Genomic DNA, 15,245 nt, shown 5'->3' with positions numbered 1-15,245 from the left:
GTAGTTATAGATAGATAGGTACGAGCAATAGTGCTCGTCATATTAATAGAAATAAACGTAGCGTTACCAGCAGTCTTTAAGGGGTGCTGGTTATTACGCTTCGCTAACTAAGAAGCGCATGATCTCTTCCATGTCTAAATTAAAATCATCCGCTCTTACCGACTGCGCAATGCCATCATCAACCACAGACAAGTCAATCTGATTCGAATGTTCAAAATCACCCTTATCCAAACTGTAAAACGAATTCACTTTAGGGCGAATAGGATCGGCTTGGTTATAACCTTCAACAATCGCCAAACGATTAGAATTCAATTTAACCAGTGAACCAACAGGGTAAACCCCCATACACTTGATAAAAGCATTAACCAAGCTTAAATCTAATTGCCCATCTTGGCCTAAACTACGTAAAATACCGAATGCTTTTAATTGAGTCGAACCTTCTTTATAACAGCGATTTGCCGTTAATGCATCGTAGATGTCACAAATAGTCAATATGCGGCCATAGCGAGAAACTTGCTGTCCAGACAAACCATAAGGATAGCCTTCACCGTTTAACTTTTCATGATGCAAACCTGCAACATCTAGGCTGATCTTAGAAATACCCGGAATGGATTTAATAATATCGATAGAGTGATTGACGTGTAACTTCATAATGCCAAACTCATCAGTCGTTAATTTCCCCGGCTTATTGAGGATCTCATCTGGCGTGCGTATCTTGCCAATATCATGTAAAAAAGCACCAATTGCCAATTCTCTAATAATGGTTTTTTCAATACCAAGATAACGACAGAATAACGCCATTAGCATAGATACAGCAAAAGAATGTTCTAACAAATATTCATCTTTTTTACGGATATTGATCGCACACATTAGCGCGTCAGAATCGGTAAATAACGTATCGATTAACTCAGTAGTGAGCGTTTTAACTGAACAAAGGTCAATCTCTGATCCTTCTTCGATATGCTTAAACAGCTTTATCTGTACATCTTTAGAGGTTGAAATAAGTGCTTTAGCTTGGATCATTTTCACGCTGAACTCTTGTTTACGTCCAGACGTATTTGCCCTTAAGGCAGCTGCATCCGCAGCCATTTTCGCATCAAACTTTTCGGTATCCACTAATACGCGTTTAATACCGAGTTCAATCAATTTATTAAGTACTACATCATTTTTAATCCATTCTGATGTTGTCAGCCTAAAACTGCCTGTTTGCACGGTGATTTTTTCAATGTAAGTACCCGCAGAAATATCGGCAATATCTTGTTCTATAAGCATAATAATCAGTGACTCAAGAAATGATGAATAGTGTTATAACCCGCTACCTTAACACCATAGAACGAGTAAATATAGCGAATACCACAGCCCTTGTTTATAGTGATGCTTTCGTCTCTATTTTGTGCGCTATATGCATATTTTGCAACTTTACCACTAAGTACTTTATATAACCGATACTTACCCAAATAACGACAGCCGTTGCGCCCCATAATTCAAACAAAGCCACCACATGTAGCTGAGCAATATAATGTTCAGCAATCCCGATACTGGCAAACCAATCACTGGTGCTATATAAGGCTTTAGCACTGATCACTAACGGAAAGGTAAATGCAGCAAAACCGGGATTAAAAGCTAAACGGGATAAGTGTAATAGCGCCATATAAATAACCACGGTCATCAACAATGCAATACCTAATAATACCGCAACGATTACCGGTGATGGTTGAGCCATAAAGGCCAAATAGCCTGTTAAACATAAGCTTGCTGGCGCGGCTAATATAGCAATTGATGGTTTCGCACTGGCAGGGATTTTTTCACCAAAAATAAGACGATTAATCATAACCGGTAATAGCACCGCATAATTAACAATACCGAATACTAAAATGGCATAACAAATCGGTTTAAACAATTCCGATTGCGGGCAAGTAAATACCGCAACAATTAAACCTATGGGTGGCACAAACCAGCTTGGCACCATATGCTGTAATTGCATATCTTGAAAACGATGGTACAGGAACAGCACTAAAAATATGAGGTGTAACACTATCGCCGCTAACCACAGAAAAGAAGCGGTGGCAGGATAAGCAGCCGTTAGCGAACTTGATACCACCATGGTAGCCATGGCAAATGTCGGCACCACACTACCAACAACATGATGAGAAAGATCATTCCACAGTGTTTGTGGGTGAATGATAAAGCGTAATAACAAAGTAAGTAAGATCACCGCTGCGATCGTTGCTGTGGTATTTTGCACATAACCATTAAAGCCATATACCGACTCCCACAGCGCACCTAGAGATGAGATACCGAGGGCAAGACCTGCGACAGGTGTTGGTAATAGTTTAAAGTTAATTCTAATTTGGTTTAACATAATGCACCTCACTTATTGATGCTGCTATTATAACCCTAGCTTTAGGTTAATAAAATCTGTATATTTTTAACATTGAGTTAATAAAAGTTGAACAAGCATGAATCTATCGTTAAAACAATTACGTGTCTTTGTTGCTGTCAGTCAACAACAGAGCATTACCCACGCTGCAAAAAGCTTATTTCTCACCAAAGCAGCGGTTAGCATGGCGCTCAGCGAACTCGAAAACCAATTGGGACAACGACTGTTTGATCGTACCAATAACCGCTTACACCTCAATCCACACGGTCAACGTTTATTACCTATTGCTGATGAATTACTGCACCGCGCTGCGAGCATTGACACCTTATTTCAACAATCCGGACAGTTAATCGGTGAGCTTGCCATTGGCGCCAGCGAAACTATCGGTAACCAACTCTGCCCTTGGTTACTTGCCCAATTCAGGCAGCAGACCGCACACACGCAACAAACGCTACATATCAGTAATAGCGCCAACATTGCTGAAATGATATTACATTATCAACTGGATATCGGCATTATCGAGGGTGACGTAAACCACAATGATATAGAAACAATCCCCTGGATCAAAGATGAAATGTGTATCATTGTTGCAGCTGATCACCCTCTACTAGAAAGCACCGGCTTAACGCTGGCTGATTTAGCAGATACCGCGTGGGTATTACGTGAGTCAGGCTCTGGCAGTCGCGCTTTCTTTAAAAGTCACGTTGCACCGTCGATCTCGCAATGGCAGATAGCCTATGAACTCAATTCTATCGAAGCACAGTTAAACTTTGTCGCGGCAGGATTAGGGATAGCTTGTGTCTCTAAATTTAGTGCGATACACGCGTTAGACAATGGTCGTGTACGGATATTACCACTGAAGCATAAATTAGAACGACAGTACAAGATCATCATGCACAAGCAGAAATACAAAAGTGAGTTAATATCCGCATTTATCGACTTTAGTCAACAATGGGATAGCAGCACCTTAAGCACTCATTAGCGCAGCATAAATCGGCCATAACCACCAGCTACAAGCAAAAATATACACTAATCTTAATATTAATATTAATTTAGGTTGATAGCTTAAGGTAATTGAATGTTGAATGAACGCATATTACATACCTCGTTTCGGCAAGGATTATGGTTTAGGTTATGCTTTGGACGATGGCTTGGATTAGTGCTAGGAATAGGAATAACAATCACTAGTCATGTAGTGCTTGCTCATGACTCGTCTGTACACACCACACAAGAAGCACCCTCGCAGGATATTATTGTTAATCAGTTAACCGTCGGGGTTGGCAGCCAATCACAGCATGGCCCAGTACGCTCAGGAGAAACGCTGTCTTCGATAGCCAAGCAACGCGCACCGAAAAATATGTCACGTGAACAATACATGAATATGATTTTTCAGCTTAATCCGCAGGCGTTTATTAACAACAATAAAAATAAATTAAAAACCCAGAGTTTACTCACATTACCTAATTATCAAGATAACAATAATACGATGGGTGATGCCAGCATTGTCAAACAACGCACCCAGTTTAATGAGAAAAATATTCAACTGAAGGATTATACTTCAACATTAAAGCTTAAATCGAGTTCAGGATCCGCAGCATATTTTCCGCAAATCCCTATTCGCGTCGTAGCACCGAATACATTAAACCAACAACAAAAACAGGCTAAGTTACAAGCGCAGATGCAACAAACCCAACAAACAGTAATACACGAGCAAGTATCGTTATTGCAACAAATTAGCCAACTACAACAACAGCTGAGCATAACGAAAGCAAACATAGCCGAACTCAATCACACTCAACAACAACTCACCGTCAAAAATCAAAATTTGCTACTGCAACTACAAGATATACATGTAAAATATGATCACATCATCAACAATTATACTTTTAGTCCTAAATTTTAGCTAAAAAAAAGGAGTAGCAATCGCTACTCCTACTGTAATAATTTATTAAATTATTACGCCTGAATACATAACCAACCTAGCTGGAAATTTCAGGATAAAGTATACTTACTTCTTTGATATAAAATAGTCAAATAGCTGTTGCTAGGCAAACGGTCGAAAGGAATAAAAACACCTCTGCCAAATAAGTAAACATAATACTCAAACTCGTGCGAAGCTTGAGTATCCGTGCTATGACCATTAAACAAAAAGCTAACTTCAAGGTCAAGTTTTAATGTGTGTTTGTTAAATTTTTGTGAGTCTTTATAACTTTATATCAGTAATTACGAAGGGATGAATATAAGTATGTCTACCATACGGAAGAAAAACGAAGCAAAGATTTTAAAGGCTGCCAGTCAAGTATTTGCCAGTGAAGGTTACGCAGCAACAAAAACCATTGATATCGCGAAACTTGCGGGTGTACCGAAGGCCAACGTCTATTATTATTTTGGTAATAAAGAGACACTGTACTCAGCTGTATTGGAAACCATCATTGAACCATTACTCAGCGCCACTCATCCAATTGAAACTATCGATAACCCTGCGATAGCTTTAACCGAATACATTAAGACTAAGCTACTAATCTCACGAGATTACCCTTATGCATCGAAAGTGTTTGCTAATGAGATAATGCGCGGTTCACCATTATTATCGCCTGAAATACGCCAACGTTTAATGAACCAGAGTACTTTTTTACTGGATAAATTTAGCCAATGGATTGCTGCGGGTCAGATGGATAACGTATCGCCACACCACCTATTATTTATGATCTGGTCTTCAACACAAACTTACGCCGACTTTAGCTGGCAGATTAATGCCGTCATGGGCAAAACATCGCTGTCAGCCAATGATTATGATGATGCCGCACACCTCATTAGTCAACTGGTCCTAAAAGGCTGTAATGTACAGTCTTGTGACAGTACTTCGGTTTTGTAATAGTACCTCGGCCTTGTAACTCTATTTCGATCTTGTAGTAATAGTCGAGCTTGTAACAGTTGTCGAGCTCAATTGCCGTTAAAAAAAATTAGCGGATCGGAGTTAATATTAATTTTTTGATATCCCCTAAGCCATTTTTAATACGTCGAATTTGAGGGTTAAGCCAAAACGCATAACCCTCATAACACAAGGCATTGATAAACTGCCTTTGGGTACGGTAATAATCCGCATAGCCTTCTTTTAATTTCGCATCAGCCAAAGCAAAGGTATGCTTACTTAACCCAAGATCACGCTGTTTATAATCATTAATTATTTGCTCAATACACTTTAGATGTTGTAAACGCTTACTATCAGTTTGGGTTATAGAATCACTACGCATAAGATAACCAGTATAACTTTTGGTCAAGGCCGCCACTTCAAAATGTTCACAAATTTTTAGCCATAACTGCCAATCTTCGCAATAGCTCATATCAATATCAAACAATCCAACAGTCTTAAAAACAGATGCTTTTACCATCACAGTTGATGTACCCACCACATTATGAGCCAGTACTTGCGCTAAAGGTTGTTTGATATAATGGCTAGGCGTCGTCACCTCTGTAAATTGATTCCAATAACCGAAGCAATCAACAATATACTGATATTGTTGATTCACATGATCATAATTAGTAAATGACATAGCAACACTGGGATTTGCCTCATGCAAGGCTAGCTGCGCGGTTAATTTTCCGGGGTACCAATAGTCATCGGCATCTAAAAATGCAATATACTCGCCGGCGGCTTGTTGTATCGCGATATTACGGGCGCCTGCTGCACCAACACCGGTAGTGGCAATAACCTTAACGCAAGCCTGTTGCTGACTTAAGGTATCGAGGTATTGAGCCGTCTCATCGGTGCTATTATCGTTAACAATAATGATTTCAACATCACTTCGGCCTTGCTGTAAAATACTCGCGATGGCTTTCGGCAAATAGGCCAAACAATTATAGCTAGGAATAACTACAGAAACTATATACACCATAACACCACTCCTTATGTTAGCTGCCGACACCTGCGTTTAGCGCCCTGCAAAACAATCCCATTTATACTATTATTTATCAAAGGCTTCATTTTTATTTAAGCCGTGTTGCTAAGCCTAGTTAATAAATGCATTTTTGGATGCTATATCGATAATATGATGAGTATCCAAATAAGAGGATCTGCGTCATGAAAATAACGGTTATGGATAATCGAATACAGCAAGAAGGATCTCAAAATGAAAAAAGTGGCATTTTTAGCACCCTCATACCCCGTACTGAGTGAGACATTTATTCGCACCGAGGTGGATTCAATCAAAGCCTGCGGCCACCACGTTTGTGTCATGACTTTTATTAAATACAATGACTGTAGCGAGTTTAGCTATGACACCCATGTTATCGGTGAGGACGTTCCCCTTGCTTTATTAACAAGCCTTAGTCCCACGGGCATATTAAGCGCACTGTCTTTTATTGCCAAACAGCGTTCTATGCCTAAATTATCTTTATTTCGATACAGTCTCAAACTGGCGCTACAGATGCGTAAAGAAGAGATTCATCATGTCCATGCCCACTTTGCACAGCACACCAGTGCACATGCCATTGTTGCCGCAAAAATGATGGGGATCACCAGCTCTTTTGTCGCCCATGGCCATGATCTTTATGAAACACCTTTTGATGTTGATTTAAAGGTCAATAGCAGCAATTTTGTTGTCGCTGTATGCAAAGATATGGAAACAGATTTAAAGAAAATGAACCTTGATAAAATAAAATTATTGCATTGTGGAGTTAAAACCAATGAGTTTAAACCTCCACTTTTATCACCAACCGGCTCCCAAAATGGCACCCCTATTAAACTGGTATTTTTAGGTCGGTTGGTCGAACAAAAAGGGCTTAATTACCTGTTGCAAAGTCTGGGTGAGTTAAACACCCCGCACTTAGTGACTTTAGATATTATTGGTGATGGCGAGCTGCGTTCAAGCCTGCAGCAGCAAGTATATCAATTGGGTTTATCGAAGTTTGTACGCTTTCACGGGTCTAAATCACCACATTGGGTCAGCCAAAACCTCGCCACCTTTGATTGTCTCGTCGCGCCATTTTGCATGTCACATTCAGGTTGTGTTGATACAGGTCCATTAGTATTAAAGGAAGCAATGGCTGTCGGCGTTCCTGTAATAACCACTGATTTAATGGGTTGCAAAGAGATAGTCGCCCCTGGCACTGGATTGATTGTAAAACAAAAAAGTAGCCAATCGCTGAGTAATGCGATCACTGAATTTATCCATTACTCACCAGAAAAACGTCAAGATATGCAGCGTTTAGCACGTTTAAATATAGAAAATAATTTTGATGCCTTGAATCAGGCTAAAAGTCTATCCAATTGGATTGAAAATTGTGCCAGCTAATCCGTGGTCAGAAAGAAATGCTACAGAGGCAAAGTTAACGAGATAAAATGAATGTAGGTAGATAAATAGCGCAGTAAACAAATCTTCTTACTGCGCTATTATTAAATGGAACGATTCAGAGCGTACGATTAAGCCCTATAACTAGGCTCCATTCATTAATAATTACAGGCTACTGTAACGGTTTTCACCATATACGTAAGTTTCACATACCACACGATCATCACCCATTAGCATTAATGCAAACAAGGTTTCTTCTAACGACGTCGAGTTATCCATACGGAACTTAAGCAACGGCGTTGCCGCTAAATCTAATACCACGAAATCAGCTTCTTTGCCTACGGCTAAATTACCAATTTTATCTTCTAAACGTAATGCTTTTGCACCACCTAAAGTAGCTAAATAAAGTGATTTAAACGGGCTTAGCGCCTGTCCTTGCAACTGCATTACTTTATATGCTTCATTCATCGTTGATAATAACGAGAAACAAGTACCCGCGCCCACATCCGTGCCCATGCCGACATTAACACCGAATTTTTCTAGACGCGGTAAATCGAGCAGACCCGAACCTAAGAATAGGTTTGAGGTAGGACAGAAAGCAACTGCAGAACCAGTATCAGCCAAGCGTTGACATTCACTATCACACAAATGAATACCATGCGCGAATACCGAACGCTCGCTTAACAGACCATGATGATCATATACATCAAGGTAGTTAGTGCGCTCAGGGAATAACTCTTTAACCCACTCAATTTCTTTTAAGTTTTCTGATAAATGCGTATGCATATATAAATCTGGATATTCACTTAACAAACGCGCCGCAACATCAAGCTGCTCAGGGGTACTTGTCGGTGCAAAACGAGGCGTTACCGCATAGTGTAAGCGACCTTTATGGTGCCAGCGTTCAATCAATTCTTTACTGTCTTCATAACAACTTTCAAGGGTATCGGTTAAGAAATCTGGCGCGTTGCGATCCATCATTACTTTACCGCAAATAATACGTAAGTTACGTAATTCTGCTTGCGTAAAGAAGCTATCAACTGACTCTTTATGTACAGTACCGAATACTAACGCTGTCGTGGTACCGTTACTCATTAATTCTTGTAAGAAGATCTCAGCCACTTTCGTCGCATGCTCAGGATCATCAAACTTACCTTCTGCAGGGAAAGTATAATTATTTAACCAATCTAGTAATTGCTCGCCATATGACGCGATCATACCCGTCTGTGGATAATGCACATGGGTATCAATGAAACCCGATGTAATGATCTTATTTTCAAAGACTTTAACATCGATATCACTGCTTTCATTAGCCAGGATGTCATCAGCGTTACCGATTGCTTGGACGATACCATTTTCAATAATCAGGGCACCATCAGCGAAATATTCGTACGAATTTTCCATACCGACTTTATCGGGATCACCCAAGCTATGTAATATTGCTGATCGGTATGCTGTTCGAATTGTACTCATTTAAAACTTCCTTCATTATGCTGCTGCATCAAATCTCGCGCTATCCTAATACTCTCATGATAGCCTGTCTATAATAATACACTGTCGATGACTAGGCTAACTTAGCTATGTCGTTATTTACTTGCACTAGATTAGGCTTTTGTTTGCTTTCTAACGCCCGTCCTTGATAAATTGCAATCAATTCACCAGCGACTGAAATAGCTATTTCAGCTGGGTGTTTTCCGGCTACCGCACTGATACCAATCGGGCAGATCATTTGATTAATCTGCTCATCGGTAAAATCACGAGCACGTAATCTATACTGAAAACGCTTTTTCTTGGTCTGCGAGCCAATCAGGCCAAAATACTTAGCATCACCGCGTTTTAAAATGGCTTTGGCTAAATCAAAATCCAGCTGATGATTATGCGTCATGACCAGATAGTAACTGTCTGCTGGCATATCACGGACATCGCCAACCGGATCATCACTCAGTAGCTTGGTGACATTGTCAGGTAATTGCGCCGGAAATTGTTCTTCGCGCTCATCAATCCAAGTAACACGGAATGGCAAGGTCGCTACAACATGCAATAAAGCTTTCGCCACATGCCCAGCACCAAACACCACTAAGTGCTGTAGTGACTGGCCAATCGGCTCAAACATCAAGGTCGCACTGCCACCACAACACTGACCTAAGCGCGCACCTAAATCAAAGCGTTCGACGACCAGTGACTCTTTAGCATCCACGAGCATCTCGCGCGCCATTTTAGTGGCTAAGTGTTCTAAATGACCGCCGCCAATCGTGGCATAGAGCTTATCTTGCGTGACCAACATTTTGGTCCCTGAATCTCGCGGTGTTGAACCGTGATGCTCAAGCACCGTTACCATGATGCATGCTTCACCGCGCTGCTTTAGCGCCGCAAGTGGGTCAATCCAATTGTCTTCAAACATCATCAATCTCCTTACTAAACAGCTTAGTGACACCATTACACGTTTAAACCTAAGCGGTAACAGTCGTTACTTTTGATTCACTAACGAGTGCGTCTTTTACCTTATCGGCCTGATTGTGGGCATATAAATAGTCTTCGGCGTCTTGTACTGCCCACAGCACGCGTTCTGGTGTGGCAGGGGTATCTAGATGTGGCATATATCGATGGTCAGCCACACTCGCTGCCGCATCACGTAATGCACTCCATACTGACATACCCAGCATAAATGGCGGTTCACCCACGGCTTTAGAATTGTAAACGGTTTGCTCAGGGTTACTGCGGTTTTCAACTAACTGAGTTCTAAAATCAATCGGTGTATCGGCAATAGCTGGGATCTTGTAACCCATTGGGCCATTAGTGGCTAATTTACCTTTGTCATTCCAGACTAATTCTTCCGTGGTTAACCAACCCATACCTTGAATAAAACCACCTTCAATCTGGCCTATATCAATATCAGGATTAAGTGACGCGCCAACATCATGGAGAATATCCACACGCAAGGTTTTGTACTCACCTGTTAAGGTATCAATCAGCACTTCAGAACAAGATGCACCATAAGCAAAGTAATAGAATGGGCGCCCTTTAGCTGTAGCGTGATCGTAATAGATCTTCGGTGTTTTATAGAAACCGGTACTCGATAGCGAGATCTGATTGAAATAAGCCAGCTGGATAAGATCTGCAAACGTCATGATCTGTTCACGAATAGTCACGGTATTATTACTGAAGACAACCTCTTCGTCTGTCACGCTAAAATGTGCCACACAGAAATCAATCAAACGTTGCTTAATAGTACGCGCTGCATTTTGTGCTGCTTTACCATTTAAGTCAGTGCCTGATGATGCAGCTGTTGGCGAAGTATTCGGTACTTTACCGGTATTCGCGGAAGTAATTTGAATGTTTTCAATATCCACTTGGAATTCTTGTGCAACAATCTGCGCCACTTTGGTATTAAGCCCTTGGCCCATTTCAGTACCACCATGGCTTAACTGCATACTGCCATCAGTGTAAACATGCAATAATGCCCCCGCTTGGTTCAAGAAGGTCGCCGTAAAGGAAATACCAAATTTAACCGGTGTTAGCGAGATACCCTTTTTCAAAATAGGGCTGCTTTGATTGTATTCATCAATCGCTTTACGGCGCGCCGCATACTCACTCGTCGCTTCAAGATCCGCCACCAGCTCATGAATAAAGTTATCTTCTACTTTTTGATAGTAGTGGGTGACATTGCGATCTTCAATACCGTAAAAATTCACTTTACGTACAGCTAATGGATCTTTACCTAATTTACCGGCTATTTCATCCATGATATGTTCAATTGTGATCATACCTTGCGGGCCACCAAAACCACGGAATGCGGTATTTGAGGCGGTATTAGTTTTGCAGCGATGACCAGTGATCGTCGCATCACCTAAATAGTATGCGTTGTCGGAATGGAACATAGCACGATCCGTGATCGAGCTAGAAAGGTCCGGTGAATAACCACAGTTACTGGCGACGATAATTTCAATACCATTGATTTGACCATCGTCATTAAAGCCAACTTTATATTGATTAAAGAACGGGTGACGTTTACCTGTCATCATCATATCTTCAACACGGGGAAAACGGATCTTAGTTGGTCGCCCGGTTAGCTTAGCAAATACGGCACATAGACACGCGGGTCCCGCAGCTTGGGTTTCTTTACCACCAAAACCACCGCCCATACGGCGCATATCAATGACAACTTTGTGCATAGGTACGCCTATCACTTCGGCCACCAGTTTTTGCACTTCGGTTGGGTTCTGCGTTGAGGCATAGACGATCATACCGCCATCTTCCGTTGGCATCACTGACGCCGCTTGCGTTTCTAAATAGAAATGCTCTTGGCCACCAACATGAATGCTGCCTTCTAAAATATGCGTTGCTGCAGACAAGGCTGCTGCCGAATTACCACGTTTTTGTTGATGTGATTCAGTCACAAAGCTTTTCTTCGCTAACGCTTCTTCGACACATAAAATGGCGGGTAATTCTTCATATTCGATGATTGCCGCTTGCGCTGCTTGACGGGCAATCTCCATCGAACTTGCCGCTACCGCAATCACTGCTTGGCCAAGATATTCGACTTTACCATCGGCCAATAATGGATCGCCCGGTAAGATCGCACCTATGTCTAATTCACCCGGTACATCTTTGGCTTGAATAGCTAATTCAACACCGTCAAATTCATAACAAGGCGTTAAATCGATCTTAGTAATATTAGCGTGTGCAACGTCGCTCATACGCACATACACATGCAATTGATTGGGATATTCTAGGCGATCATCCACATAAATCGCTTCGCCTGTTACCTGAATAGCGGCACTGTCATGTTTAACATTTTTACCGACACCAGTTTTGATCGAACCATTCGCTTGAGCTAACAATTGCTGCTGTGATAATTGTACTTTATTGTGATTAGACATAAGACGTTACCCGCGTTTCAATTGTGGTATTTTGCAATTCTAAATAGAATTTCTTCAGTAGATTTTTAGCTGTTAATGAGCGATATTCTTTACTGGCACGGAAATCAGAGAGTGGAGAGAAGTCTTTCGCGAGTGCTTGCATAGCCGCTGCTACATTGTGGTATTCCCACGTTGCGCCAAGTAAGATTTTCTCTGCATGTTGCGCACGCAGTGGTGTCGCGGCCATGCCACCGAAGGCAATGCGAATATCAGTAACAACATTTTTTTTCAAGGTAATATTAAACGCGCCCAGTACCGCAGAAATATCATCATCCAATCGTTTAGATAATTTATAAGTACGGAACACCTGCTCTGCAGTCGGTAATGGAATAATAATTTTAGTAATAAATTCAGCTGCTTTTTGTGCAGTGATTTTATAACCAACAAAGTAATCTTCCAGCTCCATCAAACGTACATCATCACCACAACGTAGTTCAACTTGTGCATCAAGTGCAATTAACGCAGGTGGTGTATCGCCAATCGGTGAAGCATTACCAATGTTGCCACCGATAGTACCTTGGTTACGCACTTGCAGCGATGCAAAGCGATGTAAGAGTTCACCAAAATCAGGAAAGTATTGCGCTAGCGTGCTGTAGCTATCGGTGAGACTTCTAGCCGCGCCAATTTCGATATGGCTATCAGTCACTGTAATGTCTTTCATCTCTGCCACATTACCAACCGAGATAAGCGTATTAATAGGGCGGTGGAATTGCGTCACTTCCAACGCTAAATCGGTACCACCGGCAACAATACGAGCATCAGGGTGTTTCACTAATAGGGCCGCTAAGTCAGCCACATTATTTGGTGAATAAGCCGTATGGCCGTTACCTGAGAGTGTTTGTGTGCCGCTACGCTCAATGGTATTAAGTTGCGCAACAGTTTCAGCTTCTAAACGCTCAAAAGCATCCACAATATGCGCTTGTTCAGCTAATGCCATCGCTGAATCGATAATAGAACGATAACCAGTACAACGACATAAGTTACCTGCTAGCGCTTCAAAAATGGCCTGTTTATCGGCTGATGGGGTATTTTTGCTTAATGCAAACATCGACATGACAAAGCCAGGGGTACAATAACCACATTGGGTACCGTTATAATCAACAAGCGCTTGTTGCACCTGATGTAGGGTACCGTCTTTTGCTTTCAGGTCTTCGACAGTAATTAATTGCTTACCGTGTAAAGCGGATACGAACGTAATACACGCATTTACCGATGTATAACGGATCCTTCCATCAACAACATCACCGAGTACAACAGTGCAAGCACCGCAGTCCCCTGATGCACAACCTTCTTTAGTACCTTTCTTCGCTTCTTCTTGGCGTAAGAAATTAAGTACCGTGGTATTGGGTGAAAGGTCAGATATCTGACACATCTTTTGGTTAAGTAGAAACTTAATCAAGTCGTACCTCCTGCGTTGTTCCATAACGTTGACATTGATTGCTATTATTTTTGTTATTAGCTGTGTTTTAAATCATTACTTTTAATCATTAATGTGCTCTAAAATCTTAAACCTGACTCGAGAGTCAACTTATTGTTACATAAAAATAACAATTGAGACACATTTTAATCGAATGATTTAGCGCTTATATAGACAATTATAGTGAATATTAGCTAAGACAATAGGAAAGAGAGGCAGAAACAATAATGCCAAGTTACGCTGAACTTGGCATTTTTTGTATACAATATGATGAGTAATAACTTATTTTATTTTTTGTTTAATACATTAGAAAAGACAACATGCAGGTCACTTGAAACCGTTTCACCATCTAAATTCAATTTAGATTCAATGTGATCTAAATGCTCACGCATTAGTAAACAGGCTTGTTCCGTGTCTTTCGCTTCAATCGCATCAAGTAAGCCACTGTGCTCGTCTAATACGCAGTGAGTACTCGTCGCCACTTCATACTGGGCAATGATTAACGAACTAAGTGATACCAAACTACGTTGGAAGTTAAATAACGGCGCATTACCCGACATTTCTGCCAGTTTTAAATGAAATTCCCCCGATAAACGGATAGCCTTACCCAAATCACCTTGCTTGGTGGCAATATTTTCAGCGACGATTAACTTACGTAAATGATTGATCTGTTTACTAGTTGCATTTTTAACAGCCAGTTTAGTTATCGCGTCTTCCAAGGTATGGCGGGCAATAAATACTTGTTTTGCTTCTTCAACGGAAGGCGATGCCACGACAGCGCCACGGTTAGGGCGGATCACCACAACTTGTTCGTGCGATAAACGTAATAGTGCGCGACGTATAATAGTCCGGCTGACACTAAAAATATCACCCAGCGCTTCTTCATTTAACTTAGTACCAGGCGGCAGACGACGTTCAAGGATAGCATCAAAGATATGCGCATAGACTATATCGTCTTGAGGCATAGAGCCTGACTTGCCTTCTGCTGCAACAGAACTACTGAGATCAGACATTATTTTCACCATTGTTAATCCAACTTGGTTATCTCAATACAAGTAAGTACCGTTATAACCTGATATTTATTGATATAAAGTCATAATATGTTAACGCTGTGTAACAATCTAGCCTTATCTTGTATACCATCTCAAAAAAATTGAAAACAATATTTAAACTGACTTTATATATTTCAGTAGAGACACTACCACGTTAAAAATGAGAGATTAAAAAACCGATGATTA

12 protein-coding genes are annotated in these 15,245 nt (G+C 41.0%); 4 read left to right on the top strand and 8 right to left on the bottom strand.

Annotated features, from left to right (window positions below; translation table 11 throughout):
• Positions 1-93 precede the first annotated feature (93 nt).
• Positions 94-1,272, bottom strand: a complete 1,179-nt coding sequence (locus CXF93_RS04460) for an HD-GYP domain-containing protein (RefSeq protein WP_101061229.1) — start codon at positions 1,270-1,272, stop codon at positions 94-96.
• Between the two features lie 94 nt (positions 1,273-1,366).
• A complete protein-coding gene (locus CXF93_RS04455; RefSeq protein WP_101061228.1) occupies positions 1,367-2,362 on the bottom strand; it encodes a TDT family transporter in 996 nt (331 codons plus the stop codon).
• Positions 2,363-2,459: 97 nt separating this feature from the next.
• On the opposite strand from CXF93_RS04455, the gene CXF93_RS04450 reads away from it, so the two are divergent.
• The 3 genes from CXF93_RS04450 (at position 2,460) to CXF93_RS04440 (ending at position 5,255) form a co-directional block, all read left to right on the top strand.
• Complete coding sequence (locus CXF93_RS04450; RefSeq protein WP_101061227.1) at positions 2,460-3,362, top strand: LysR substrate-binding domain-containing protein; 903 nt, start codon at positions 2,460-2,462, stop codon at positions 3,360-3,362.
• A gap of 177 nt (positions 3,363-3,539) precedes the next feature.
• Entirely contained in the window at positions 3,540-4,283 is a 744-nt protein-coding gene (locus tag CXF93_RS04445; protein ID WP_232784102.1) for a FimV family protein, read from the top strand.
• A 342-nt stretch (positions 4,284-4,625) separates the two neighbouring features.
• Entirely contained in the window at positions 4,626-5,255 is a 630-nt protein-coding gene (locus tag CXF93_RS04440) for a TetR/AcrR family transcriptional regulator (protein ID WP_101061226.1), read from the top strand.
• A gap of 88 nt (positions 5,256-5,343) precedes the next feature.
• On the opposite strand, the gene CXF93_RS04435 is transcribed toward CXF93_RS04440, so the two are convergent.
• Complete coding sequence (locus CXF93_RS04435; protein WP_101061225.1) at positions 5,344-6,276, bottom strand: glycosyltransferase family 2 protein; 933 nt, start codon at positions 6,274-6,276, stop codon at positions 5,344-5,346.
• 234 nt (positions 6,277-6,510) lie between these two features.
• Here CXF93_RS04435 and CXF93_RS04430 point away from each other — a divergent pair, with 234 nt between their 5' ends.
• Positions 6,511-7,674, top strand: a complete 1,164-nt coding sequence (locus CXF93_RS04430; protein WP_101061224.1) for a glycosyltransferase family 4 protein — start codon at positions 6,511-6,513, stop codon at positions 7,672-7,674.
• A 162-nt stretch (positions 7,675-7,836) separates the two neighbouring features.
• Here CXF93_RS04430 and guaD read toward each other — a convergent pair whose 3' ends face one another.
• From guaD to CXF93_RS04405, 5 genes are all read right to left on the bottom strand, one after another.
• Complete coding sequence (gene guaD / locus CXF93_RS04425; RefSeq protein WP_101061223.1) at positions 7,837-9,144, bottom strand: guanine deaminase; 1,308 nt, start codon at positions 9,142-9,144, stop codon at positions 7,837-7,839.
• Between the two features lie 91 nt (positions 9,145-9,235).
• Positions 9,236-10,075, bottom strand: a complete 840-nt coding sequence (gene xdhC, locus CXF93_RS04420) for a xanthine dehydrogenase accessory protein XdhC (protein WP_232784101.1) — start codon at positions 10,073-10,075, stop codon at positions 9,236-9,238.
• 46 nt (positions 10,076-10,121) lie between these two features.
• Positions 10,122-12,551, bottom strand: coding sequence for a xanthine dehydrogenase molybdopterin binding subunit (gene xdhB, locus CXF93_RS04415; protein WP_101061221.1), 2,430 nt, complete (start codon positions 12,549-12,551; stop codon positions 10,122-10,124).
• Entirely contained in the window at positions 12,544-13,989 is a 1,446-nt protein-coding gene (gene xdhA, locus CXF93_RS04410; protein ID WP_232784100.1) for a xanthine dehydrogenase small subunit, read from the bottom strand. The genes xdhB and xdhA overlap by 8 nt, the downstream gene beginning before the upstream one ends.
• Positions 13,990-14,294: 305 nt before the next feature.
• Entirely contained in the window at positions 14,295-15,020 is a 726-nt protein-coding gene (locus CXF93_RS04405) for a GntR family transcriptional regulator (RefSeq protein WP_101061521.1), read from the bottom strand.
• Positions 15,021-15,245 lie beyond the last annotated feature (225 nt).

This window comes from Moritella sp. Urea-trap-13, assembly GCF_002836355.1.
Lineage (GTDB): Bacteria > Pseudomonadota > Gammaproteobacteria > Enterobacterales > Moritellaceae > Moritella.
The sequence above is the reverse complement of the archived record's forward strand: the minus strand, read 5'-3'. Positions and strand labels throughout refer to the sequence as shown.